The organism is Burkholderiales bacterium, from assembly GCA_036262035.1.
Classification (GTDB): Bacteria; Pseudomonadota; Gammaproteobacteria; order Burkholderiales; family SG8-41; genus JAQGMV01.
The window spans coordinates 241,559-264,053 of sequence record DATAJS010000001.1; the positions used below are offsets into that span (position 1 = coordinate 241,559).

A 22,495-nucleotide genomic window follows, 5' to 3' on the forward strand; every position below is an offset into this window, starting at 1 on the left:
CGGAGGAACACGGAGGACACGGAGGAATGCAGCGGGTGGACAGCATGAGAGGACAAGGCATGGCGACCGATGCGTCTTCCTCCGTGCCCTCCGTGGACCACCGTGTCCTCCGTGTTGATGCTTCTTGCTTTTGGTTTTTACAAAAGCTCGCCTCTGCTGGGAACGAGCAGGTCTTTCGTCATCTGATCGAGCGACGAGATGCCCAGCATCGCCATGTTCCGGTCGATCTCCTCGCGCAGGAGCTTGACCGCGTGGCGCACGCCGGGCTCGCCGGCGATCGACGCGGCATAGAGGAACGGACGGCCGACGAAGACGAAGTCGGCGCCCAGCGCGAGCGCTTTCAAGACGTCGGTGCCGCGGCGCACGCCGCTGTCCAGCATGATCGACATGTTGCCCTTCTCCGCGACCGCGCCGGGCAGCGCGCGCAGCGGCGCGATCGCGCCGTCGAGCTGACGTCCGCCGTGGTTGGAGATCATGATGCCGTCGGCGCCGCTCTCGCGCGCGATTCTGACGTCCTGCCGCGCCAGCACGCCCTTGATCACGAGCTTGCCCTTCCACATCTTGCGCATGAGCTCGAGGTGCTCCCACGCGAGGCCGTCGCGCAGGTGGCGGCGGCGCTCGGCGGTGCGCGACATGATCGGCACGCGCTGGTCGCCCATGTTCTCGAGGTGCGGCATGCCGCGCTTCATGATCGTGCGCAGGAACGTGCCGAAGAGCCAGCGCGGCCGGATCGAGCAGTCCCAGATCATGCGCGGCGTGGGACGCAGCGGCGTGCTGTAGCCGTTCCTCACGTTGTTCTCGCGGTTCGCCATGACCGGCACGTCGACGGTCAGCACCAGCGTCTCGAAACCCGCGTTCTGCGCACGCTCGACGAGCGGGACGATGATCTCGGCCTCGCCCGGCAGATAAGCCTGGAACCACGCGGTGCGGCCTTTCTCTTTCACTTCTTCCAGACGGGTGAGCGAAGCGCCGCTCTGGATCATCGGGATGTTGAGGTCCGCCGCGACGCTCGCCAGGAGATTGTCGCCATCGTAAGCGGCGAGCGAGGTGCCGCCCATCGGCGGGAAGCCGAACGGCAGGTCGTAGGTGCGGCCGAGGACGCTGCGCTTCTGATTGCGGCCGCGCGTGCTGACGAGCACCCGCGGCATGAAGCCGTAGTCCGCGAAAGCCTCACGGTTGCCGCGCAGGCTGGCGTTGGTCTCCGAGCCGCCCGAGATGTAGCCGAAGATCGGCCGCGGCAGGAACCCGCGCGCCTCGGCCTCGAAGTCCTCGAGCGAGAGCATGCGCTGGAGCACCCGCGGCCCCGCCGCCTGCGGCTGACCGCCCGCCGCCACGGTTCGTATGGTGAGCTGATCGCCCTGCGCAACCGCGTCCGCTTCCTGCTTTGTTGTCGTATTCACAATCGTCCTCCCTGACCCCCGGAGGGTAGAAGAAATCCGGGTCAGAGTCACATTCCCGAATCTGACTCTGACCCGGATTTTCGATTCAGTCCATGTTGCGGAATACAGGGGCCGGGAATACCGTTCTCCCACAACAACGAGAACCGTCCGCCCACGCGTGTCCACAAGGAAGGAGATGCCATGAAGATACGAACCATCGCGGCACTCGCAGCGACCCTGGCCGCCGTCACGCTTGCCGCTTCCGCACAGGCGCCCGCTCCTTACGAGACGAAGCAGGTCGAAGGCACCGACAACGTCTACATCTTCCGTTACGGCAACGCACAGTCGATGTTCGTGGTGACGAAAGACGGCGTCATCGCGACCGATCCCATCAGCTACGCCAACCGCAACGCATCGCAGGTGTACGTGGACGAGATCAGGAAGGTCACCAGCGCGCCGATCAAGTACCTCATCTACAGCCATCATCACTTCGATCACATCGCCGGGGGCAAGCCGTTCAAGGACGCCGGGGCGACGATCATCGCGCACCAGCGCGCGAAAGAGCGCCTCGCGGTGCTGCAGGATCCGTACACGCCGCTGCCCGACCGCACGATCTCGAAGACGACGTCGATCAAGCTCGGCGGCACCGAGCTCGAGCTGCACTATCTCGGCCCGAACCACTCGGACTCGACGCTGATCATGCGATTGCCCAAGGAACGGGTTATCTTCGCGGTGGACCTGATCCCGGTCGGCTCGGTGCCGGGACGCGCGATGATCGACTCGTATCCCATCGAATGGGAGGACACGTTGAAGAAAGTGCTGGTCATGGACTGGGACAGGCTGATTCCCGGTCATCCCGGCGCGCCCGGCGGGCGCCTCGGGACGAAGCAGGACGTCGCGACGACGCTGAGCTTCCTCCAGGAAGCTTCGGCGACGATCAAGGAGCAGGCGCGCAACGGCAAGTGCTGGGAGCCGGTCGAAAAAGAGTTTTCGATGGCGAAGTGGGAGGGCTGGCCCGGCTATGCCGCGGCCATCCCGATGGTCGCGCGCCGCTACTGCGGCCTCTGGGGACGGGGGACCTGATCGCATGAAGCCCGAAGCATCGACCCTGGCCGCCGCGGCATTCGCGTTCGCCGCGGCGGCGTCCGCCCAGCAGTACCCCACCAAACCCATCCGTCTCGTCGTGCCGCTGGCTCCCGGAGGGCCGAGCGACATCCTCGCACGCACCATGGCGCAGGCGATGTCGCCTTCGCTGGGGCAATCGGTCGTCGTCGACAACCGCACCGGCGCAGGCGGCACGATCGGTCTGGACATCGTCGCCAAGTCGCCGCCCGACGGTCACACGATGGTGCTCGTCGCGCTTGCGACTTACACGATCACCGCGAACCTGTACGCGAAGCTGCCGTACGACCCGCGCAAGGATTTGACGCCGGTGTCGATCCTCGCGGGCGCGCCGTACCTGCTCGTGGTGCACCCGTCGCTGCCGGCGAAGACCGCGAAGGATCTCGTGACGCTGGCCAAAGCGCGGCCGAACCAGCTCAACTACGGCTCGGGCGGTCTGGGAACGGGACCGCAGCTCGCGATGGAGCTGTGGAAGCTCAAGACCGGCGCGCCGATCGTGCACATCCCGTACAAGGGCACGGGGCCCGCGCTGACCGACCTCATGGCCGGACACGTGCAGACCGGGCTGTTCAACATGATCGCGGTGCTGCCGCCGGTGCAGTCGGGCAAGATGCGCGCGGTCGCGGTGAGCGGCCCCAGGCGCTCCCCGCTCCTGCCGAACGTCGAGACCGTCACCGAGAGCGGGGTCGCCGGCTTCGAGGACGTCGGCGGCCACATGTTCATGGTGCCCGGCGCGACGCCGAAAGACATCGTCGCGCGCCTCAACCGCGAATCGCTGAAGGCTCTGCAGAGCCCCGACGTCCTCGCCCGCCTCAAGGGCGAAGGCGCAGAGATCGTCGCGAGCTCACCGGAAGACGCCGCGGCCGCGGTGCGGCGCGATCTGGAGAAGTGGCGGGACGTGATTCAGAAGGCGGGAATCAAGGGCGAGTGACGGCTTGACCGTAGGGTGCGCGCGAGCGCACCGCGCTTTTTGCGGTGCGTTACCACGCATCCCACGAGTTACTTCCGCGGGTTCTTCAAATACTCCGCATTCACGCAATTCCCCAACACCCCGTCGCGCAGGTAGAACAGCGCCGTCTCCAGCGCCTTCCTCCGCAGGTCGCGGTTCGAGTCGGGGCTGTAGAACGCCGCATGCGGGCCGAGCAGCGCGCGGCCGCGGATCCAGGGCTCGTTGGCCTGCCATGCGGCGACGAAAGGATCGCCGGTCGTGCCGGGCTCCTTGGGCAGCACGTCGAGGCCGACCGCGCCGAGCTTGCCGCTCTTCAGGCCTTCGACGACCGCAGCGGTATCGCAGATCTCGCCGCGCGCGGTGCTGATGAGATAGGCGCCCTGCTTCATCGCCGCGACCGCTTTCGCATCGATCAGGCGCCGCGTCCCTTCATGCAGCGGCGTGTGGATGCTCACCACGTCGGACATGCCGAGCAGTTCCTCCAGCGTTCGCGCGCGATGGAAGCCGAACGACAGCTCCGCGCCGTTCGGAAGCTGCGGATCGTAGAACGCGACGTTCATCCCGAATGCGCGCGCACGCAACGCCGCTGCCGTGCCGATGCGTCCGAGACCGATCACGCCGAAGGTCGCACCGCGCAGACGCTTGGCAGTGACGTTGTGCATGTGCGTCCACGCCGTCAGGTCGGCGCGCAGCGCCTCGTTGAACGCGACCGTGCCGCGCGCGAACGCGAGCATCATCGCGATCGCGCTGTCGGCGACCTCGGTGGTGCCATAGTCGGGGACGTTGCACGCGGGAATGCCGGCTTCGCCCGTCGCCTTCAGGTCGATGACGTCGAAGCCCACGCCGTTGCGCACGACGATCTTCGCTTTCTTCATCGCCGCGATCACTTTCGCGTCGATCGGCATGAAGCGCACGATCACCGCGTCCGCGCGCTCCCAGTCCTGGGGGTCGATGTCCTCGAACTTCGCCTTGCGCGCGTTGATCAGCTCGACGTCCGGCCCCGCGACCTCGCGTTCGATGTCGAGCGGGTCGGAGCGGCTGTCGGGGTAGAGGATGGTCAGGGGCATGGTGATTTACTCGTTATTGATAAAAAGTGACGGGTGAAGCGGTGACGGATGAGGCGGTGAGGACACAGCGGCAACGGCACTCGTCACCGTTCTATCCGTCACTGCTTTATCCGTCATCTTTTCTCGTCACTTTTACTCACTCTCCAGCTTCGCCGCCGCCACCACCTTCGTCCACTTCTCGATCTCGGCTTTGACGTGCGCCTGGAACTGCTCCGGCGTGGTCGGGGTCACCTCGACGCCCTGGTCTTCGAGCTTCGCCTTGAGCGGGCCCGCGAGGATCTTGTGGAGATCGGCGGTCAGCTTGGCCTGGATCGCCTGCGGCACCCTGGACTGGGTACAGATGCCGTACCAGCCGGTGACATCGTAGCCGGTGACGCCCGATTCGGCGAACGTCGGCACGTCCGGAAGCTGCTTGTTGCGCTTCGCCGACGTGATGCCGAGCGCGCGCACCCGGCCGTTCTTCGCCGCCGCGAGCGGGGCGCCGGCGAGGTTGCCGACCGACGCCTCGATGTGGCCGCTCATGACGTCGGTCAGCGCGGCCGCCGCGCCCTTGTACGGCACGTGGACGATGTTGATCCCGGTCATCAGGCGCAGGAGCTCGATCGAGAGGTGCGGCGAGGCGCCCACCCCCGACGAGCCGTAGTTCACCTTGCCCGGGTTGGCCTTGGCATAGGCGATGAACTGTTTGAGCGTCTTGGTCGGCATCGACGGATGGACCATGAAGATGTTGGGCACGCCGCCGATCATCGAGGGAAACGCGAAATCGCGGATCGGGTCGTAAGTGAGCCGCCTGGCGAAGCGCGCGGGCGTGACCGCGTGCGAGCCGATGTTGCAGAGGACGAGGGTATAGCCGTCGGGCGGCGCTTTCGCGGTGACTTCCGTGGCGACGTTACCCGCCGCGCCCGGCCGGTTCTCGATGACCACCGGGCTGCCCCAGAGCTCCCCCAGCGCCTGCCCCACCATGCGCGCGGTCGTGTCCACGCCGCCGCCGGGCGTGTAGCCGACCATGATGCGCACCGGTTTCGTCGGGTAGCTCTGCGCGTGGGCCGCCCCTGCTGCGATCGTCGCCAGCGCGAGCGCGGCCGCTTTCGTGAAACGCTTCAAATCCATCCTCCTCATTGTTTGTATCGACGCGTGCGTTTAGGCACATCCATGCGGCTGGCGCAACCGTATAGTGAGTGCAAATCACCCACACGGCCTATCGCGACTGTGGAATGGTAACGATGGTCAGCCGACGTTAACTTGCATACTTCGCCCGTCAACATCAACAACACGTCGCAACGAGAGAAATGAAAACCGCCGCCGCCTACCTCAACCGCGCAATGACCGCCGCCGCCGCGCCCCGTGGGGCCCTCACGCTGCTGCTGATCGCGGTGGTGCCGGGCGGCCTGGTCGTCCCGGTCTGCTACGCCGTCTACCACGCCTTCCGCCAGACGCTCCGCAAGTAACCTCCGAGGCGCCTGCCGCAAGCCGCAGAGTATACGGTCAGCGCTTCCCCTCCTCGCCTTTCCGCTGTTGCCTCTCGTTCTGTCTCGCTTCCGGCCGCTGTGGCTGCGGCCGCTGCGGCTGCTGAGCCTCGCGCTGGGGTTGCGGCCGCTGCGGCTGGCCCTCGCGCTGAGGACGCTGCTGCGCTTGTTGCCGTTGCGCTGACGGCCGCTCGGGCTGGGCGCTCCGCGGCTGTGCGGGCTGCTGGGCGCGCTGGGGTCCCGTCTGCTGCGATTTCTGCGCGGGCTGCGCCTCGCGCCGGCCGGGCTCGGCCGGTGTCGCCTTGTCGCCGCGCTGCATGTTCCTGATCCGGTCGGCGACGCCGGGCGGCAGCGACGCCTTGTCGGCCTGCCTGGCCTTGCGGTCGTCGGCCTTCTTCTCAGCCGCCTTCTTCTCGGGCGCCCGTCTCGGCTCGGCTTTCCTCTCGTCGGCCTTCCTCTGCTGATCCGACTTGCGGGCCTCGGCTTTCTTCTGCTGCTCGGCGCGCTTCTGCTGCTCCTGGTCGTACTGGCGGTGGAACTGCTCGCGCCTCAACACGACCCGGCGGTCGACCTCGGCCTGGCGCTGATAGAACGCCGGCGGCCGTGCCAGGATCTGCGGCTTCGCTTTCGCGTCGGCGTTGGCGAAAGCGGTCTGTCCCCGCCGCACCGGCACGTTGCCGCGCGGCGAGCGGATGACCGATTCGCCCGAGTTCACCTTGTCGTACGTGCCCGGCGGGTGCTCCGCCCGCTCGCCCGGTGCGGGCGGCGGGTAGTACGCGGGCTCGTGATCGGTGCCGCGGATGCCGATCGTCGCGGTCGGCGTGACGACCGAATAACCGGCCGGGTTGCGCTTGCCGACGAGGCCGGTGATCGAGCGCAGCGCGCCTTTGACGAGCGACCAGGTGGCGGTGTTCTCCGCGGGCGGTCCGTCGGGGGCGTAGCGATAAGCGTCGATCTTCATGCGGGTGGCGGGCCGGATCGTGACGCTCGCGCCGTCGGCCATCGCGAGCAGCGCCCACGACTGCACGCCGGTCTGCAGCGCATCGCCGGGCTCGAGGGCCATGCCCGCCTGCGCGGCGCGCGCGGTGCCGGCGCGAGTGAGCCTCACTTCGCCTTCGAGCGAATCGATGGTGCCGATCGGCGGCGGCGCGGCGGCTGCGGGTGCGGGCGGAGGCGCGGGCGGCTTGGCCTCGGCGGGCTTGTCGGCCGGGGGCGGCGGAGGCGTCGACGGCGGCGCTTGCTTGGCGGCGGGCGGCGGCGCGGGCACGGAAGCCGGCTCGTGCTTACCGCACGCCGCGATCGCGCAGGCCGCGACGAGCATCGCGAAGACGGCACTCCTCACGCGCGACAGCATCCGGCCCCCTGGGAAATATTCCGGCGTGCTACGCGACGAGTATATGCGAGCGCTTGACCGCGTTGCGTCCCGCGGCGAAGCTTGCGCCTGGACCGACGAGGAGAATGCGATGAGCGCCGAAGTGCTGAAGCTTGCGCCCGCGGTGAAGGATCGCGTGAGCGCGGAGGAATGGGAAACGCGCGTCAATCTCGCCGCATGCTATCGGCTCGCCGCGCACTTTCGCATGACCGACCTCATCTACACGCACATCTCGGCGCGCGTGCCGGGTCCCGAGCATCACTTCCTCATCAACGCCTTCGGCCTCTTGTGGGACGAGATCGGCGCGTCGACGCTGGTGAAAGTCACGCTCGACGGCGATATCGTCGACGACCCGACGGGCAACGGCATCAACCGCGCGGGCTACGTGATCCACAGCGCCGTGCATCGCGCGCGCGCCGACGTCGAGTGCGTCATGCACACGCACACCCAGGCCGGCATCGCGGTGTCGGCGCAGCAAGCCGGGCTGCTGCCCCTGTCGCAGCACGCGATGCGCTTCACCGGCCGCCTCGGCTATCACGACTACGAGGGCTTGGCATTGGAGCTCGACGAGCAGGCGCGGCTCGTCCGCGATCTCGGCGAGCACAAGGCGATGATCCTGCGCAACCACGGGCTCCTCACGTGCGGCGCGTCGATCGCCGAAGCGTTCGATTACATGTATTACCTCGAGCGCGCGTGCCAGGCGCAGGTCGCGGCGATGGGCGGCTGCGCCAAGCTCAACGTCCCGCCCGATGAGGTCGCGCAGAAGACCGCGGCGCAGTTCGCGAAGCTGTCCTACAAGCCGCAGAAGGTGGAGTGGAAGGCGATGCTGCGGATGCTCGACAAGCAGGACGCGTCGTACAAGACCTAAACGTCAGAATGGATTCCCGATCGCTTCGCGCTGCCGCGCGGTCGGGAATGACGAAGTGGCGTCATCCGCGTCGGGAATGGCGAAGCAGGCGTCATCCGCGTCGGCTATGGCGAAGAGGCGTCACCCCCGCGCAGGCGGGGATCCATTCGACGCGAAAGCGTCATCCTGGCGAAGGCCAGGATCCATTCGACGCGACAGCGTCGTCCCCGCGAAGGCGGGGATCCATCTTGACTTTCTAGTCCGCCCTCGCTCCCGACTCTTTCACGATCTTCGCGAACCTCGCCTGCTCTTCGCGGATGAACTTCGCGAACTCTTCGACCGTGCTGCTCGTCGGCGAGGTGCCCTGCGTCGCCATCATCGAGATCAGCTCCTGGGACTTCGCGGCTTTCACGATGTCGGCATTGAGACGCTTCACCACCGGCGCGGGCGTGCGCGCCGGCGCGAGGATGCCGTTCCATAGCCACATCTGAACGTCGGGCGCGCCCGCTTCCTTGAGCGTCGGCGTGCCTTCGAACACGTCGACGTGCTTCGAGCCGGTCACCGCCAGCGCGCGCAGGCGCCCCGCCTTGACGTGCGCCGCGACCGTGCCCACGCCGCTGAACGCCATGTGCACCTGGCGCGCGAGCAAGTCCACCGTCGCCGGCGCGGCGCCTTTGTACGGCACGTGCACGATCCGGATGCCCGCTTCCTTCGAGAAGACGTGGCCCGCGAGGTGCTGGATGCTCCCGCTGCCCAAAGAAGCATACGAAATCTCGTTCGGCTTCTGCTTCGCGTACGCGATCAGCTCCTTCACCGTCTTCACCGGCACCCCGGGATGCACGACGAGCACCAGCGGATTCAACGTCGTGATCGACACCGGCGCGAAATCGCGCATCGCGTCGTACGGCAGCTTGGAATAGATGAACGGGTTGATCGAAACGGTCGAGATGTTCGTCTGAATCAGCGTGTAGCCGTCGGGCGCGGCCTTCGCCACCGCTTCCATCGCGATGATGCCGGCGGCGCCGCCGCGGTTGTCGACGACGACCTGCTGCCCGAGCGATTGGGTCAACAGCTGTGCGTAACCGCGCGCGACGAAATCCGCGCCTCCGCCCGGCGGCACCGGCACGATGAGCCGCAAGGGCCTGATCGGGAAGTTGTCGGCCGCTCCTGCACATGTCGCGAACGCGCACGCCGCCATCGTTGCAACGAGACGCATGTGTGGCTCCTCCGTCGTTCTTCGGCCGTTATAGTATCGGCGTTCCCGCCGAGCAACGACCAACATACGGACGACCTTCATGAGCGACCTCGTCACCACCGACCGCTTCATCCCGCACGTCTCCACCGTGCCCGCCACGCGAGGGCAGACGGTCGCCCTGTTCATCCGCGAGCGCGCATTGGCGGCGACGATCGCGCCGGGCGGCAAGCCTCACGTCGTGCTGATGGTGCACGGCGGCTTCGCGCCCTCGACCGTCGCCTACGACCTCCAGTATCGCGACTACAGCTTCATGGCGGCGATGGCGCGCGCGGGCTTCGACGTCTTCGCGATGTCGCACACCGGTTACGGCCCGAGCCCGCGGCCGCTCATGGACGATCCGTGCAACGTCGATCCGGAGTTCCAGCCCGAGCTCATCCCGCACGTGCTGAAGGAGCGCTCGCCTGCCCGCTTTCCGTACAAGCTGGTGTCGAGCAGGAGCGAATGGGACGAGCTCGAGACCGCGATCGATTTCGTCATGAAGCTGCGCGGCGTCGACAAGGTGAGCCTCGTCGGCTGGTCGACCGGCGCGCCGCGCGCGGGCGGCATCGCGGCGCTGCACCCCGACAAGGTCGACAAGCTCGTGCTGTTCGGTCCCGCGCCGTTCTTCCCGACCGACGAACCGCCGAAAGAGATGCCCGAGCCCGGCGCGCCGTCGATCCTGCAAACGCGCGAGTTCCTGCTGCACCGCCGCTGGCAGGACCACGTCAAATGCGAAGGCCAGCTCGAAGATCCCGAGGTGCCGAACGCGATGTGGCGCGAGCTCATGCAACTGGACGAGATCGGCGCGCGCTGGGCCGCCGACGGCCGCGGCATCATGCGCGCGCCCAACCGCATGAACTTCGGCTGGAAGCGCAATCTCGCAGCGATCCGCGCACCGACGCTGATGCTGCTCGGCGAATACGACAACTACGCGAAACGCATCGAGGCCTGGCACGGCCTCGGCGCGCCGCAGAAGCTCTTCATCCGTGTCGCGTGCGCGTCGCACTTCATGCAGCTCGAGCGCGGCCGGCACCTGCTCTATCGCGCGACCGAGAGCTGGCTTAAGAGCGGAGAGGTCGAAGGCGCAGCCAGCGGCGAGTTCGCGGCCGATGCCGCCGGAAAGCTGACAGCCGCTACGGTGTAGCGGCTGTCATCGCGAGGAGCCTAGCGACGCGGCTGCCTTCGGCAGCCTGCCGGCCGGAGAACGAACGCAGGCTACGCCTGCGTAGGCGTGACGCACGGGCGTCAGCCCGCCGGACAATTCGCCCGCAGGAAGGTGCGCACGTGCCGCACCGCCAGCGCGATGTTCTCCTTCGAGTCCTTCCACGGAAACAGGCTCACCTGCGAGTTCGGCGCGAGGTGCACCATCTCCATGGCGGTCTTGTACGGGTGAGCCGGAACGTTGTCGGGCAGGCAGAGTAACGGCGTCCGGCAATTGCGCACGAAGTCGCGTGACACCGTGAGCACGAAATCGACGCCCTTGTACATCGCGTTCAGATAGCGCTGGACCATCTCCATGCTGATGTCCGGCCGGCTGGCGAGCAGACCCGGCGCCCACTTCGCGAGATTGTTCTTGATGAAGAAGTCCGGAAGCTCGGGATCGACCCCGCTCGGCTGCGCCGGCACCGCGGCGACGATGCGTCCCGGCGCGCGCTTCATGATGTTCCAGATCAGCGGATTGCCGATGCAGAATCCCATCACGAGAAACTTGTCGACCCCGAGGTGATCGAGCAGCCCGAGCTGATCGTCGGTGTGCGCGTCCCAGGGGTGCTCGAAATCGAGCGGTCCGGTGGACTGGCCGCCGTTCGCGTTGCGCAGGTCCATGGTGATGCAGCGGTATTCGGACTTGAACTCGGCCACCGCGTCGAACGGACCGTTGGGATAGGAGACTCTGGAATTCAGTCCCCCGCCGTAGATGATGAACAGGGGAAAACCGGATCCGGCTTCTTCGTAATAAATTCGGGCGTCGCCTCTCGTGTAGAACGGCACGGCTCACCTCCATCCTTGTCTTTTCCGCGGGCAAGCGATGCTAGCCCGCCCCGCAGCCGTCGATCAATCGCCGCGCGCCTCGCGACGGCCGCTGCTCTGTGCTACTTTCGATCTTTCGACGCAGGAGGAGTCCACATGTCGATAACCTTCAAAAAGCTCCACCCGCTCTTCGCGGCCGAGGTCGGTCCGATCGACCTGCGCGAGGTGCGCGACCGCGACACGCTCGCTGCGATCCGCGCGGGCATGGACGAGCACGCCGTGCTGGTGTTCCGCGACCAGAAGTTCACCATGCAGGAGCAGGTGGACTTCGTGAAGCGCCTCGACGGTCACATGCACACCAAGACCGGCATCTCGGCGCTGATGAAGAACCGCCTCGGCGACGTTCCGCTCGGCGACATCTCGAACGTCGATTCCGACGGCAAGATCCTGCCGCGCGAGGACCGCAAGCGCCAGTACTCGCTCGCCAACCGCCTGTGGCACACCGACGGCTCGTTCCAGGATCCGGCCGGCCGCTACTCGGCGCTGTTCGCCGTCAACATCCCGCCGGTGCGCAACGACACCCAGTTCGCCGACATGCGTGCGGCGTACGACGCGCTCGACCACGCGATGAAGAAGACGATCGAAGCGCTGCACGCGCACCACTCGATCGCGTATTCGCGCCAGACCCTGGGCTTCGAGTTCTCGGCGGCGGAGCAGGAAGCATTGAAAGGCGCGATCCACCCGATCGTCCGCGTCAACCCGCGCACCGGACGCAAGTCGGTGTACGTCGCCTCGCACGCATTCAAGGTGATCGACTGGCCGGTACCCGAAGGCCGTCTCCTCATCTGGGAGCTGATGGCGCTCGCGACGCAGCCCCACCTCGTCTACAGCCACGACTGGCGCCCTGGCGACCTCGTGATCTGGGACAACCTCGCGACGATGCATCGCGGCGTCGCTTTCGACGATTCGCAGCATCCGCGCGAGCTTCGCCGCGCGACGAGCATCGACGTCCCGTACGAATTCGAGAACGCCACCGGCGAAGCACAGGCCGCATAGGGGGAAGCAATGGCAACGGAGCTGAAGTCACGCAAGCACACCGCGCAGGACATCGCAGGCGCGATGGAGCTCTGCTACACCAACGGCTGGACCGACGGCCTGCCGGTCGTGCCGCCCACGCCGGGCCTCGTCAGCGCGATGCTCGAAGCCGCGGGACTGGAGCCGGACAAGCAGCTTGCGTTCATCGAGAACCGCCAGGTCTCGGTGACTGCCGAGAAAGTCGCGATCAACGCAGTGATGGCCGGCTGCAAGGCCGAATACATGCCGGTCGTCGCCGCCGCGATCGAAGCGATCGGCGATCCGCTCTACGGCTACCACGGTCCCGCGACCAGCACCGGCGGCTCGGCGGTGTTCATGGTGGTGAACGGACCCATCGCGAAGAAGCTCGAGATCAACTCGGGTGACAACCTCTTCGGTCCGGGCTGGCGCGCGAACGCGACGATCGGCCGCGCGATCCGCCTCACGATGCGCAATGTCATCGGGACCCTGCCGGGCACGCTCGATCGCAGCTCGCTCGGGCACGGCGGCAAGTACTCGTTCTGCATCGCCGAAAACGAGACCGACAGCAGCCCGTGGCCGCCGTTCCACACCACGCGCGGCTTCAAGGCCGATCAGAGCGCGGTGACCGTCTTCGCCGCGCTCGCGCCGCACCAGTATTCGAACCAGTTGAGCGCGAAGCCCGAAGGACTGCTCGACACCGCGTGCGCGCACATGAAAGTGTCCGCGGGCTCGGGCCGGCAGCCGCAGTACGCGATGGTCTTCCCGGCCGAGCACCAGGCCATCATGAAGAAAGCCGGCTGGGCGCGCGAGGACGTGCAGCGCTACGTCTTCGAGCACGCCAAGATCTCGGTCGCGGAGCTGAAGCGCCTGCACATGAAAGCCGGCGAGCCGGCGGCCGACGACGAGAAGAACATGATGGCGATCGTGGAAACACCGCAGGACCTGCTCGTGTTCGCCGCCGGCGGCATGGCGGGCGTGCAGTCCGCGTTCATCCCCGGCTGGGGCGGGAAAGCGGGGTCGCAGAGTGTGACCAAAGAGATTCGAGTTCCTTGACCACCGTCAGCCCCGCGCAGGCGGGGATCCATTTTTCGAACGTCAAGATGGATTCCCGACCGCGCTGACGCGCGTCGGGAATGACGATCAACGAAAGGAGGTCAGCATGGCAGTCCAGATCCTCGACCCAACCACCGAAGTGAACCCACGGCGCATCGCGTATGCACCGCGCCCGGGAACGCTCGAAGGCCTGACCATCGGCCTCGTCGACAACACCAAGCACAACTCGGACGCGATCCTGCTGCGCATCGCGAACATCCTCGAAGAGAAGCACGGCGCGAAAGCGCACCTGATCAAGAGGAAGAAGAGCTCGGGCGCGGCGCCTCACACCGAGATCGTCGACGAGTACAAGGCGTCGTGCGACATCATCGTCGCCGGCGTCGGCGACTGAGGGTCGTGCTCGTCGGGGAGTGTCCTCGACAGCATCGTGTTCGAACAACACGGCATTCCGTCGGCTTCGATCATCACCGACGTGTTCAAGGCGACCGGCGCGGCCATGGCTAAATCCTGGGGCCTGCCGGATTTCCGTTTCATCGCGATGCCGCACCCGATCGCGAACCTGACGGACGAGCAGCTCGACGCGGCCGCGGAAGCGGTCACGCCGCAGGTCGTGCAGCTGTTGCTCGAAGGCCAGAAGGAATAACGTGGGGGTCTGACCGGTTTCATCGGTCAGACCCGATCATTCTCGGGGTCTGACCCCAGGTTCACCGGGGTCAGACCCCGGTTTATTTTGAGAGAAGAGAAACATGCCCATCATCGACTCCCAAGTCCACGCCTACGAGGCGAACACGCCGCAACGCCCCTGGGCCTCGACGCCGAACTGGCCGGCCCACGTCACCGGCGACGAGATGATCGCGGAGATGGACAAGCTCGGCATCGACGGCGCGATCTTCATCTCGGCGTTCGCGATGTACCGCTACGACGGCAGCTATGCGGTCGAAGTGCAGAAGAAGCACGGCGACCGCTTCGCGATCATCAAGCCGGTGGATCCGGCGGACCCCGCGGTGGCGGACGTCATCGCCGACTGGAAGAAGACGCCCGGCACGGTCGCCATCCGCATCATGCTGGCCAGGGACGGCAAGCATCAGCCCGGCGATCCCGGACTCGACCGCATCTGCAAGGAAGCGGTGCGCCACGATTTCCCGCTCAACATGCTGTGCTGGGGCAACATCGACGCGGGCATCGCACTCGTCGACCGCCATCCCGACACGCGCTTCATCATCGACCACCTCGGGCTCATGCAGCCGCGCACGCCGCCGGCCCCGGCCGAGCCGTGGGCCGACCTGCCGAAGGTGCTCGACCTCGCGAAGCGGCAGAACGCGGTGATCAAGGTGAGCGGCGCGTGCACGCTGTCCAAAGAGCCGTATCCCTACCCGGACATCTGGGACCCGCTGCAGCGCGTGTTCGACGCGTGGGGTTTCGAGCGCTGCCTGTGGGGCTCCGACTGGACGCGCGCGTTCGCGGTGTGCAATTACGAGCAGGCCACGAAGCCTTTCCTGGAGACCAACCGCCTGAGCGACAGCGAGCGCGCCATGCTGATGGGCGGCGCGTGCGAAAAGGCTTACCGCTGGTCGCCCAAAGGACGCGCCAAGAAGTAACTCACCTCACCCGCGTCTCGGGATAGTTCTCCGCGATCTTGTCCTCGTAGAAGCTCACCGGCGACGGCGCATTCACGAACTGCCGGTGAACTTCCGCGGAGACGCCGCGGTAGCTCACGATCCTGCCGTCGCCGAACTCGATCTCCAGCACCTGTTTCTGAGCGTCGTATCCGGCCGAGCGGATGCGGCTCGAGTTGACGCGTTTGCGTTCCATGTCTCCTCCTTGTGCGATCATTCGCACGAGTCCTTCACGAAAGCATAGACCATGACCACCCGCCTCCCCCTCACCGGTTTCAAAGTCATCGACCTCACCGCGCATCGCGCGGGCCCGACCGCGGTGCGCCAGCTCGCCGACTGGGGCGCGGACGTGATCAAGATCGAGCCGCCCGGCGGCGCCGCCGGCGACGCCACCGGCAGCAAGCGCAGCGGCCCCGATTTCCAGAACCTCCATCGCAACAAGCGCAGCCTCACGCTCAACCTCAAGTCGCAAGAAGGCCTGAAGATCTTCTTCGATCTGGTGAAGACCGCCGACGTCGTCGTCGAGAACTTCAAGTCGACCGTGAAGTTCAAGCTCGGCATCGATTACGAGTCGGTGAAGAAAGTGAATCCGCGCATCGTCTACGGCAGCATCTCGGGCTTCGGGCAGGACGGCCCGTACGAAGGCCGGCCGGGCGTCGACCAGATCGCGCAAGGCATGGGCGGGCTGATGTCGATCACCGGTCATCCCGGACAGGGTCCGGTGCGCGTGGGCATTGCGATCAACGACACCTCCGCCGGCCTGCTGCTTGCCAACGGCCTCGTGCTCGCGCTGCTCGAGCGCGAGCGCAGCGGCGAAGGCCAGTGGGTCTCGACCTCGCTCATCGAAGCGCAGATCTACATGCTCGACTTCCAGGCCGCGCGCTATCTCATCGCGGGCGAAGTCGCGGGACAGGAAGGCAACAGCCACCCCACCGCTTCGGGCACCGGCATGTTCCAGACGTCCGACGGCTACATCAACGTCGCGGCGACCGGCGACAACCTGTGGGCGCAGTTCTGCAAGGCGGCGAAAGCCGAAGACCTCCTCACCAATCCGAAGTACGCGACCACCGCCGACCGCGGCAAGCACCGCAAGGAGATTCTCGCGAAGATCGGAGAGATCATCCGCGGCAACACCAACGCGCACTGGGTGGAGACGCTCAACAAGGTCGGCGTGCCGTGCGGCCCGATCAACACGATCGACAAGACGTTCGCCGATCCGCAGGTGCAGCACCTGAAGATCGCGACGCCCATCGACCATCCGGTGTACGGGCCGCAGAAAGTGGTCGGCCAGCCGATCCACCTCTCGCGCTACCCGCAGCCCGAAAAGCTCAAGCACACGCCCGAGCCGGGGGAGCACACCGACGAGATCCTCAAGGACCTCGGCTACGACGCCGCCGCGATCGCGGCGTTGAAGGAGAAGCGCGCGGTCTGATCAGGCGAAGCGCGCGAGCCTGAACAGGGCGATGTCGTGCTTCGTCGCGCCGTCGACGGCGAGGTCGGCCATGATCTCGCCGACGACGCTGCAGAACTTGAAGCCGTGTCCCGAGAATCCGGCCGCGACCGCGACGTTCGGGTGATCGGGCAGCACGTCGAGGATGAAGTGCTCGTCGGGCGAGTTGGTGAAGATGCACGGCTTCATCGCGAGCGCCGGGCCGTCGGCGTCGGGGAAGTAGCGGCGTATCCCTTCGCGTAGCGTCTCTTCATCTTCGGTGCCGACCGCGCGGTCCATCCGCTCGAGATCGCCGATGCGCTCGCGCCGATGGTGGTACTTGCCGATCTTGAATCCCGGGATGGCGCCGTAGATCGGATAGCCGTAGAAGCGCCCTTCGGGTGCTTCCATGTTGAACACCGGGAACGCGCTGCACCCGAAGTATTCCGGTTTCAACGGCTTGGTCCACAGCATCACTTGCCGCTCGGGAACGGCGAGCTTGTCGAGTGTCGGCACCAGCGTGCGCGCCCACGGTCCTGCGGAGATCACGAGTTTCTTAGCACGATAGCGGCCCTGCTCGGTCTCGACCTCTACACCGGCGTCGACCGCGTGCCAGCGCAGCACGCGCTCGCGAGTGCGCAGCGTCGCGCGGAGCCTCTGCGCCGCGGCTGCATGCGCAGCGACGCAGCGCTCGGGATTGAGGAAGCCGCCGTCGGGCTGGTAAACCGCGACCCTGTCACCGGGCAGGCGATAGCCCGGAAAGCGCCGCGCAAGCTCGGCGGCATCGAGAAGCTCGTGCGGAAGATCGTGCAGCGCGCAGGAGGCGAGCGAGCCGCGCACCGTCGCGCTGTCTTCCGACCCCGCGTCGACGCCGCCGGTGATGATCAGGAGCTGCTCTCCCGTCTCGGCCTCGAGCTCGCGCCATAGCGTGTAGGAGCTGCGCAGCAGCGGTACATAGCGAGGATCTTCGGAATACGCGAGCCGGATGATGCGGCTCTCGCCGTGCGACGAGCCGAGCTCGTGCGGCACGTCGAAGCGCTCGATGCCGAGCACGCGCAAGCCGCGCCGTGCGAGGTGGTACAACGCGGCGCTGCCCATGCCGCCGATGCCGACGACGATGGCATCGTACGTCATCAGCGCCGCGCGAGCCTCGCCAGCAGGTAGTCGACTTCCGCGCGCGCGGTCTCGCTCAGCGGCGACGCCGGTGCGCGCTGCGCATCGGAGGCGAGCGCCCCGCGCTTTTTGAGGATGTATTTACGCACCGCGAGGCCCACGCCCGGCTGCTGCTCGTAGCGGATCAGCGGCAGGTGCGCGTCGAAGAGATCGTGCGCGCGGTCGCGCTCGCCGGCTTTGGAGAGCTTCACCAGCTCGACGAGCATCTCCGGGAAGGCATAGCCGCACATCGCGCCGTCGGCTCCGCGCTCGAGCTCGTAGTTCACGAACACGCCGCCATTGCCGGTAAGGATCGACACCCTGCGCATGCCTTCGCGTTCCAGCTTGCGGATCGCGCTGAGCTTTTCGAGGCTGGGCCAGTCCTCGATCTTGAGCATCTTGCACGACGGAATCTCGGTGACGATGCGCTTTAGCACCGCGGGCGTCATCACCACGCTGAACGCCAGCGGATAGTCCTGCAGCGCGAAAGGCACGTCCGCGCCGATCGCTTCGGCCGCCTGTTTGTAATAGGCCACGATCGAATCGTCGGTCCGCAGCGTCGACGGGGGCGCGATCATCACGCCCTGCGCGCCCGCCTCCATCGCGTCGCGCGCGAGCTTGCGCATGCCCGCGAAACCGGGCGAGGTCACGCCGACGATTACGGCCAAGTTCCCGGCGCGCTTGACGTACCGCTTCACGAGCTCGATCGACTCGTCCGCGTCGAGCTTGGGCGCCTCGCCCATCACGCCGAGCACGGTCATGCCGGTGACGCCGCGTTCGACATAGAAATCGGTGAGCCGATCGACCGATTCGAGATCGAGCCTGCCGTCCGCATGGAACGGTGTGGCGGCGATGGTATAGACGCCCGAGGCGTGTTCGTCGAATGGCATGTTCTTCCCTGGTCATTGCGAGGAGCGACAGCGACGAAGCAATCCCGTTGCGAACGACGAGATCGCGAGGTCGCGCTGACGCGCGCCTCGCGACGACGTTCTCTCCCTACCGCGCGGATATCGTCGCGTCCTCCAAGATCCTGAGTATCGCATTCATCTCGCCTTAGCCTGGCGCTGATATCGAGCGCCGTCTTTGCCGGCGCCGAAACCGCCGCCCAACGACGGCGCCTGATCATCACACCGTGCGCCGCATCACCCACGGCCTTCCCGCCCGACTCGTCGCCGCTGCTCCCCTGCGTCTGCATGCGCAGCCGCAGCGAGCAGCGGTTCCCCCGCGACGCTCGTCAAGGGCGGCGACTGCGGAACTCGCGCACCGGCTCGACTTCGATCAACCGCCCCTTAACTCGGCAAGAGCATCGTGCTTGTAACCACCGGGGAAGCTCGACAGTCCTCGTCGAAACCCCGCCCTTGACGAGCGTCGCGGAGGCGTACTTCGTCTGATTGGGCGGGAAGGCCATGGGCGATACGGCGGTTGCGCTGCGGTAAGACACGGGACGTTGAAGTTCCGCAAGCGACCCAAAGCCGTCCTCGGAGATTCCTCGTCAGCTCAGCGGTTCGCGCGTGATTTCCGCGGCGCGCACGTAGATCCGATAGTCAGCCGATGGATGCTCTGAGGAGATGACGATGAACCACTCTGGAAGATGCTCACGGAGAAGCTCTTGCAGTGCTCCTAACAGCTTCTCGGTCGCCTGGGCGAAGTCCGCCACGATGACGCCATGCGCCTTCTCTTCACCTATCTCGTCGATAACCCAGAAGTGGCCGGTCGGTATATCGCCGCGCTCGCGACACTCGCTGATCGCGGACGTAATTAGCTGATAACCTTTCTCCCAGACATCCGTAGGCGGATAGTCGAATAGGTCGTGCATCGACAACCCGAAGTCGCGTAGCCTCGTCTCGATCTCATGGTAGGCCTGTTCGGAAGTGCAACGCCCCTCCGCCACATCGGCCTTGCTTGATTCGATAACATTCCGCAGCATCGATTCAGTCTGTCTCGCTGCATCCGCAGTCATACCCTGCTCCAACAAACGGGTTGCGATAGCCTTGGTCATACCTTATCCCTGATGCGCTCGGACGAAGCTAATGCTTTCAGGTTACGCCATGGATGTCCGGTCGCGAAGGACCAGTGCCATACGTTTGAATAGCCGCTCTTGGCCGATTGCAGCGGCTCAGCAATAGTCCCAAACTGAATCAAGAACCTCTTGTGTCGCCGGCTACGGAGCCCGCTACGTCGATGTCCTGACGGCGACGTATTCGCCTTTGCCTATCGGTATCAGGCAACCTGCAAAGTCACCGTCGGCCATCATCAGTTCGCGCAAGGGAGCAAGTTCCTCCACGTGAGACGTGGCGTTATCGACCACGAGTAAGCCGCCTGGGCGCAGAACGCGACGCAGCTTATGCCACCAGCGCGTGTACTCTGAGCGTTCCGAGTCCAGAAAGACCAGGTCGTATGCGCCTTCCTCGCTTGCGTTCAGGAAACGGCCGGCATCTTCGTGGACTTGGGTGATGAACGATGCAAGCCCGGATCGCGCGAAATTGGTGGACGCGAGCTTTATCTTGTAAGCGTCGACCTCCACGGTCGTCACCGATCCCTCGATTGCCTTTGCGGCCTCTGCAAGCCAGAGTGTGGAGTAGCCGTTCGACGTGCCGATTTCCAGAACGCGCCGTGCGGCCGTCGCGCGCACGAGTATCGCCAGCAATTGGCCGGTATCACGCGTGATGTTGAACATGCGCCGGTTCCGCGCGGCTGTCGCGGCGTCGTGCGCTTCGCCGAAGCTCTCCAGATCGGCCTTCAAAGTTTCAAGCCTGTCGCTCATGTCATGCTCCCGTTACTCAGCGCGCATGCCGGTGCGATCGATGAGCCGCTTCATCTTTTCCGATTCAGTGGCGATGTAAGCCGCAAACTCGCCGGGCGCCGCGGGCGCAGCTCTCGCGCCCTGCGTCAGCAGCGTCGTGTGCATCGCGGGCGTCCGCAGGACTTCTGTGATGTCGTGATTCAGTCTCGCTACCAGAGCCGGCGGCGTACGGGCGGGGGCGAGCAGGCCGATCCAGAACTCGAGCTCGAACCCCCGCAGGCCCGATTCCGCTGCGGTCGGAATGTCGGGCACCCCCGGGAACCGCTCGCTGCCGGTGACGGCGTATGCTTTGACTCGCCCCGCCTTCACGTGAGGCAGCATGCTGGGCAAGGCGCCGAAACCCATCTTCACCTCGCCGCTCACGATCGCGTGCGTCGATGCACCACCGCCTTTGTAATGAATCGGCGCGGCGTTTACGCCGGCCGCTTGCTTCAGCAACTCCATTGCGATGTGATTGTTGGTACCCGGACCGGCTGTAGCGAAATGGATCTCACGCGGCTCAGCTTTCGCAAATGCGAGGAATTCGTGGAGCGTGGCGGCCGGCACGGAAGGGTGCGCGACCAGCAACGTGGGCGTCAGTGCCGCGAGCGTTATCGGCGAGAAGTCGCGGACGGGGTGATAGGGAATGCTCCTGTAAAGGTGGGGCGCAACGGCGAGCGCGGAACGGTCGGACATGACTAGCGTATAGCCGTCGGGCGTCGCTCTCGCCGCCATGCCGGTGCCGACGGTCAAAGCGGCCGCACCCTGATTCTCGACCACCACCGGTTGGCCCCAGCGCTCGGTCAGACGCTGGCCGAGTTGTCTCGTCACGATGTCGTGGAAAGTGCCGCTTCCGCCGGTGATGATGCGCACCGGTTTTGCCGGGTAAGTCTGCGCGGCGGCGCAAGCGGCCGCCAACGGCATGGCCGCAAGCAGCAACACTGGTGCAGCATGCCTCATCGGGCGCATGGCTTTGGTCCCTATCGCTCGTGGTTGAAAGTTGCGCATCGATGGTGAGCGCTCAACACGATTCACGCAATTGTGTGAGAATTAAATCTCCATCAATACCGTTGATAGTATGGACCTGCGAGACATCGAGTATTTCACCGTGGTGGCGCAGCACGGGCATCTCGGACGCGCCGCGGAGGCCTTGGGACTCGGCCAACCTGCATTGAGCATGAGCCTGCGCCGTCTCGAGAAATCCGCTCAGGCCAAGCTGGTGAGACGCACACCTAAAGGCGTCGAGCTCACGGCAGTAGGCGCCGCGCTCCTTTCGCATGCGGGCAAGCTACGTCTCGCGCGCGATGATCTCGCTCGTGAGGTGGCCGATCTCGCGCACGGACGCGCGGGGCACCTTCGCATCGGCGCGAGCCCCTCGAACGCTGACGTGGGCCTGCCGGAAGCCTGCAGCCAACTTTTAATGGAAGGGCCCAAGATTACGGTCAACGTCGCCGTGTTCGACAATGACGCCCTGTTGCCGGCCTTGCGCGCGGGCGAGCTGGACATCGCAATTACGCACACTCGCAAGCTCTCACAAGCGGACGTCGCGATGGAGTGGTTTCGGGAGGACGAATTCGTCGTCTACTGCGCCGCCAATCACCGGCTGACCAAGCGCAACTCGATCACGCTGCAGGATCTCGCGCACGAGCGGTGGGCAGCAGCGGCCTCGGCATCGGGCGCCTTCGGACCGTTGCAGGTGTTGCGCGACGCGTTTGCCGAACGCGGCTTACCTGCGCCCCGTATTTCGCTCGTTTCCGACCTCGTGATGTCGAGACTCCGAACAGTGGCGCGGTCCGATCTGCTCGGGATCGCCGTCAAGCCGAACGTTCAGGAAGTCGCAACGCGACTACGTCTTAAGATCTTGCCGATCAAACACAGCGACTGGGTTCGCCGCGTCGCTGTCGCTTATCGGCAGGACAGCTACCTCTCGCCGGCGGCCCGGCGTTTCATTGAGATTCTCAAGGCGACGGGGGCAAGTCTGCGCGCGGACTGACCGCTCCTCG

General features: G+C 65.9%; 24 protein-coding genes. 12 read left to right on the forward strand and 12 right to left on the reverse strand.

What is annotated here, in order from left to right; all coding sequences use genetic code 11:
• Nucleotides 1–137: 137 nt before the first annotated feature.
• Complete coding sequence (locus tag VHP37_00955; protein ID HEX2824886.1) at nt 138–1,283, reverse strand: alpha-hydroxy acid oxidase; 1,146 nt, start codon at nt 1,281–1,283, stop codon at nt 138–140.
• Nucleotides 1,284–1,580: 297 nt separating this feature from the next.
• On the opposite strand from VHP37_00955, the gene VHP37_00960 reads away from it, so the two are divergent.
• Both VHP37_00960 and VHP37_00965 read left to right on the forward strand, forming a co-directional pair.
• Nucleotides 1,581–2,462, forward strand: coding sequence for an MBL fold metallo-hydrolase (locus tag VHP37_00960; GenBank protein ID HEX2824887.1), 882 nt, complete (start codon nt 1,581–1,583; stop codon nt 2,460–2,462).
• Nucleotides 2,463–2,466: 4 nt separating this feature from the next.
• Nucleotides 2,467–3,432 carry a tripartite tricarboxylate transporter substrate binding protein gene (locus tag VHP37_00965; protein HEX2824888.1) on the forward strand — a complete coding sequence of 322 codons (966 nt, stop codon included), beginning with the start codon at nt 2,467–2,469 and terminating at the stop codon, nt 3,430–3,432.
• 68 nt (nt 3,433–3,500) lie between these two features.
• On the opposite strand, the gene VHP37_00970 is transcribed toward VHP37_00965, so the two are convergent.
• Together VHP37_00970 and VHP37_00975 are read right to left on the reverse strand one after the other, a co-directional pair.
• Nucleotides 3,501–4,517 carry a C-terminal binding protein gene (locus tag VHP37_00970; GenBank protein HEX2824889.1) on the reverse strand — a complete coding sequence of 339 codons (1,017 nt, stop codon included), beginning with the start codon at nt 4,515–4,517 and terminating at the stop codon, nt 3,501–3,503.
• Nucleotides 4,518–4,649: 132 nt separating this feature from the next.
• The gene (locus VHP37_00975) at nt 4,650–5,621 is read right to left on the reverse strand and encodes a tripartite tricarboxylate transporter substrate binding protein (protein ID HEX2824890.1); all 972 of its coding nucleotides are present in this window, start codon (nt 5,619–5,621) and stop codon (nt 4,650–4,652) included.
• Between the two features lie 185 nt (nt 5,622–5,806).
• Between VHP37_00975 and VHP37_00980 the strand changes: the two genes are divergently transcribed.
• Nucleotides 5,807–5,965: a hypothetical protein gene (locus VHP37_00980; protein HEX2824891.1), complete on the forward strand. Its 159-nt coding sequence runs from the start codon at nt 5,807–5,809 to the stop codon at nt 5,963–5,965.
• A gap of 37 nt (nt 5,966–6,002) precedes the next feature.
• Here VHP37_00980 and VHP37_00985 read toward each other — a convergent pair whose 3' ends face one another.
• The gene (locus VHP37_00985; GenBank protein HEX2824892.1) at nt 6,003–7,325 is read right to left on the reverse strand and encodes a FecR domain-containing protein; all 1,323 of its coding nucleotides are present in this window, start codon (nt 7,323–7,325) and stop codon (nt 6,003–6,005) included.
• A 121-nt stretch (nt 7,326–7,446) separates the two neighbouring features.
• On the opposite strand from VHP37_00985, the gene VHP37_00990 reads away from it, so the two are divergent.
• Nucleotides 7,447–8,223, forward strand: coding sequence for a class II aldolase/adducin family protein (locus VHP37_00990; protein ID HEX2824893.1), 777 nt, complete (start codon nt 7,447–7,449; stop codon nt 8,221–8,223).
• A 235-nt stretch (nt 8,224–8,458) separates the two neighbouring features.
• Here VHP37_00990 and VHP37_00995 read toward each other — a convergent pair whose 3' ends face one another.
• The gene (locus VHP37_00995; GenBank protein ID HEX2824894.1) at nt 8,459–9,418 is read right to left on the reverse strand and encodes a tripartite tricarboxylate transporter substrate binding protein; all 960 of its coding nucleotides are present in this window, start codon (nt 9,416–9,418) and stop codon (nt 8,459–8,461) included.
• A 79-nt stretch (nt 9,419–9,497) separates the two neighbouring features.
• Between VHP37_00995 and VHP37_01000 the strand changes: the two genes are divergently transcribed.
• The gene (locus VHP37_01000; protein ID HEX2824895.1) at nt 9,498–10,580 is read left to right on the forward strand and encodes an alpha/beta fold hydrolase; all 1,083 of its coding nucleotides are present in this window, start codon (nt 9,498–9,500) and stop codon (nt 10,578–10,580) included.
• A gap of 101 nt (nt 10,581–10,681) precedes the next feature.
• Here the strand turns inward: VHP37_01000 and VHP37_01005 are convergent, their stop codons facing one another.
• A complete protein-coding gene (locus VHP37_01005) occupies nt 10,682–11,425 on the reverse strand; it encodes an alpha/beta hydrolase (protein HEX2824896.1) in 744 nt (247 codons plus the stop codon).
• Nucleotides 11,426–11,560: 135 nt separating this feature from the next.
• On the opposite strand from VHP37_01005, the gene VHP37_01010 reads away from it, so the two are divergent.
• The 5 genes from VHP37_01010 to VHP37_01030 all read left to right on the forward strand — a co-directional run bounded on the left by VHP37_01010 (nt 11,561) and on the right by VHP37_01030 (nt 15,111).
• Nucleotides 11,561–12,460: a TauD/TfdA family dioxygenase gene (locus VHP37_01010; protein ID HEX2824897.1), complete on the forward strand. Its 900-nt coding sequence runs from the start codon at nt 11,561–11,563 to the stop codon at nt 12,458–12,460.
• A 9-nt stretch (nt 12,461–12,469) separates the two neighbouring features.
• The gene (locus VHP37_01015) at nt 12,470–13,513 is read left to right on the forward strand and encodes a hypothetical protein (protein HEX2824898.1); all 1,044 of its coding nucleotides are present in this window, start codon (nt 12,470–12,472) and stop codon (nt 13,511–13,513) included.
• 106 nt (nt 13,514–13,619) lie between these two features.
• Nucleotides 13,620–13,904, forward strand: a complete 285-nt coding sequence (locus VHP37_01020) for a hypothetical protein (protein HEX2824899.1) — start codon at nt 13,620–13,622, stop codon at nt 13,902–13,904.
• A gap of 36 nt (nt 13,905–13,940) precedes the next feature.
• The gene (locus VHP37_01025; protein ID HEX2824900.1) at nt 13,941–14,156 is read left to right on the forward strand and encodes a hypothetical protein; all 216 of its coding nucleotides are present in this window, start codon (nt 13,941–13,943) and stop codon (nt 14,154–14,156) included.
• Nucleotides 14,157–14,259: 103 nt separating this feature from the next.
• Nucleotides 14,260–15,111, forward strand: coding sequence for an amidohydrolase family protein (locus VHP37_01030; protein HEX2824901.1), 852 nt, complete (start codon nt 14,260–14,262; stop codon nt 15,109–15,111).
• Nucleotide 15,112: 1 nt separating this feature from the next.
• Here the strand turns inward: VHP37_01030 and VHP37_01035 are convergent, their stop codons facing one another.
• Nucleotides 15,113–15,325, reverse strand: coding sequence for a KTSC domain-containing protein (locus tag VHP37_01035; GenBank protein HEX2824902.1), 213 nt, complete (start codon nt 15,323–15,325; stop codon nt 15,113–15,115).
• A gap of 51 nt (nt 15,326–15,376) precedes the next feature.
• Here VHP37_01035 and VHP37_01040 point away from each other — a divergent pair, with 51 nt between their 5' ends.
• Nucleotides 15,377–16,561 (forward strand): CaiB/BaiF CoA-transferase family protein, encoded by a 1,185-nt coding sequence (locus VHP37_01040; GenBank protein ID HEX2824903.1) that lies wholly within the window; start codon nt 15,377–15,379, stop codon nt 16,559–16,561.
• Here VHP37_01040 and solA read toward each other — a convergent pair whose 3' ends face one another.
• From solA to VHP37_01065, 5 genes are all read right to left on the reverse strand, one after another.
• Complete coding sequence (gene solA / locus VHP37_01045) at nt 16,562–17,692, reverse strand: N-methyl-L-tryptophan oxidase (GenBank protein HEX2824904.1); 1,131 nt, start codon at nt 17,690–17,692, stop codon at nt 16,562–16,564.
• Nucleotides 17,692–18,600, reverse strand: coding sequence for a dihydrodipicolinate synthase family protein (locus tag VHP37_01050; GenBank protein HEX2824905.1), 909 nt, complete (start codon nt 18,598–18,600; stop codon nt 17,692–17,694). Before VHP37_01050 ends, solA begins: the two co-directional genes overlap by 1 nt.
• 602 nt (nt 18,601–19,202) lie before the next feature.
• On the reverse strand, nt 19,203–19,709 hold the full coding sequence (locus VHP37_01055) for a hypothetical protein (GenBank protein HEX2824906.1): 507 nt from the start codon (nt 19,707–19,709) through the stop codon (nt 19,203–19,205).
• Nucleotides 19,710–19,883: 174 nt separating this feature from the next.
• The gene (locus VHP37_01060) at nt 19,884–20,474 is read right to left on the reverse strand and encodes a class I SAM-dependent methyltransferase (GenBank protein HEX2824907.1); all 591 of its coding nucleotides are present in this window, start codon (nt 20,472–20,474) and stop codon (nt 19,884–19,886) included.
• Nucleotides 20,475–20,486: 12 nt separating this feature from the next.
• Entirely contained in the window at nt 20,487–21,434 is a 948-nt protein-coding gene (locus tag VHP37_01065) for a tripartite tricarboxylate transporter substrate-binding protein (GenBank protein HEX2824908.1), read from the reverse strand.
• A gap of 136 nt (nt 21,435–21,570) precedes the next feature.
• Here VHP37_01065 and VHP37_01070 point away from each other — a divergent pair, with 136 nt between their 5' ends.
• Entirely contained in the window at nt 21,571–22,485 is a 915-nt protein-coding gene (locus VHP37_01070) for a LysR family transcriptional regulator (GenBank protein ID HEX2824909.1), read from the forward strand.
• The last annotated feature ends 10 nt before the right edge of the window (nt 22,486–22,495 follow it).

Coding starts and splice junctions, on each gene's coding strand:
- VHP37_00990 (HEX2824893.1), top strand. CDS start 7,447: ATGAGCGCCGAAGTGCTGAAGCTTGCGCCCGCGGTGAAGGATCGCGTG.
- VHP37_00965 (HEX2824888.1), top strand. CDS start 2,467: ATGAAGCCCGAAGCATCGACCCTGGCCGCCGCGGCATTCGCGTTCGCC.
- VHP37_01040 (HEX2824903.1), top strand. CDS start 15,377: ATGACCACCCGCCTCCCCCTCACCGGTTTCAAAGTCATCGACCTCACC.
- VHP37_01015 (HEX2824898.1), top strand. CDS start 12,470: ATGGCAACGGAGCTGAAGTCACGCAAGCACACCGCGCAGGACATCGCA.
- VHP37_00970 (HEX2824889.1), bottom strand. CDS start 4,517: ATGCCCCTGACCATCCTCTACCCCGACAGCCGCTCCGACCCGCTCGAC.
- VHP37_00955 (HEX2824886.1), bottom strand. CDS start 1,283: ATGCTCTCGCTCGAGGACTTCGAGGCCGAGGCGCGCGGGTTCCTGCCG.
- VHP37_01050 (HEX2824905.1), bottom strand. CDS start 18,600: ATGCCATTCGACGAACACGCCTCGGGCGTCTATACCATCGCCGCCACA.
- VHP37_01060 (HEX2824907.1), bottom strand. CDS start 20,474: ATGAGCGACAGGCTTGAAACTTTGAAGGCCGATCTGGAGAGCTTCGGC.
- VHP37_01010 (HEX2824897.1), top strand. CDS start 11,561: ATGTCGATAACCTTCAAAAAGCTCCACCCGCTCTTCGCGGCCGAGGTC.
- VHP37_01035 (HEX2824902.1), bottom strand. CDS start 15,325: ATGGAACGCAAACGCGTCAACTCGAGCCGCATCCGCTCGGCCGGATAC.
- VHP37_00980 (HEX2824891.1), top strand. CDS start 5,807: ATGAAAACCGCCGCCGCCTACCTCAACCGCGCAATGACCGCCGCCGCC.
- VHP37_01000 (HEX2824895.1), top strand. CDS start 9,498: ATGAGCGACCTCGTCACCACCGACCGCTTCATCCCGCACGTCTCCACC.
- VHP37_01070 (HEX2824909.1), top strand. CDS start 21,571: ATGGACCTGCGAGACATCGAGTATTTCACCGTGGTGGCGCAGCACGGG.
- VHP37_01030 (HEX2824901.1), top strand. CDS start 14,260: ATGCCCATCATCGACTCCCAAGTCCACGCCTACGAGGCGAACACGCCG.
- VHP37_01055 (HEX2824906.1), bottom strand. CDS start 19,709: ATGACCAAGGCTATCGCAACCCGTTTGTTGGAGCAGGGTATGACTGCG.
- VHP37_00995 (HEX2824894.1), bottom strand. CDS start 9,418: ATGCGTCTCGTTGCAACGATGGCGGCGTGCGCGTTCGCGACATGTGCA.
- VHP37_00960 (HEX2824887.1), top strand. CDS start 1,581: ATGAAGATACGAACCATCGCGGCACTCGCAGCGACCCTGGCCGCCGTC.
- solA (HEX2824904.1), bottom strand. CDS start 17,692: ATGACGTACGATGCCATCGTCGTCGGCATCGGCGGCATGGGCAGCGCC.
- VHP37_01020 (HEX2824899.1), top strand. CDS start 13,620: ATGGCAGTCCAGATCCTCGACCCAACCACCGAAGTGAACCCACGGCGC.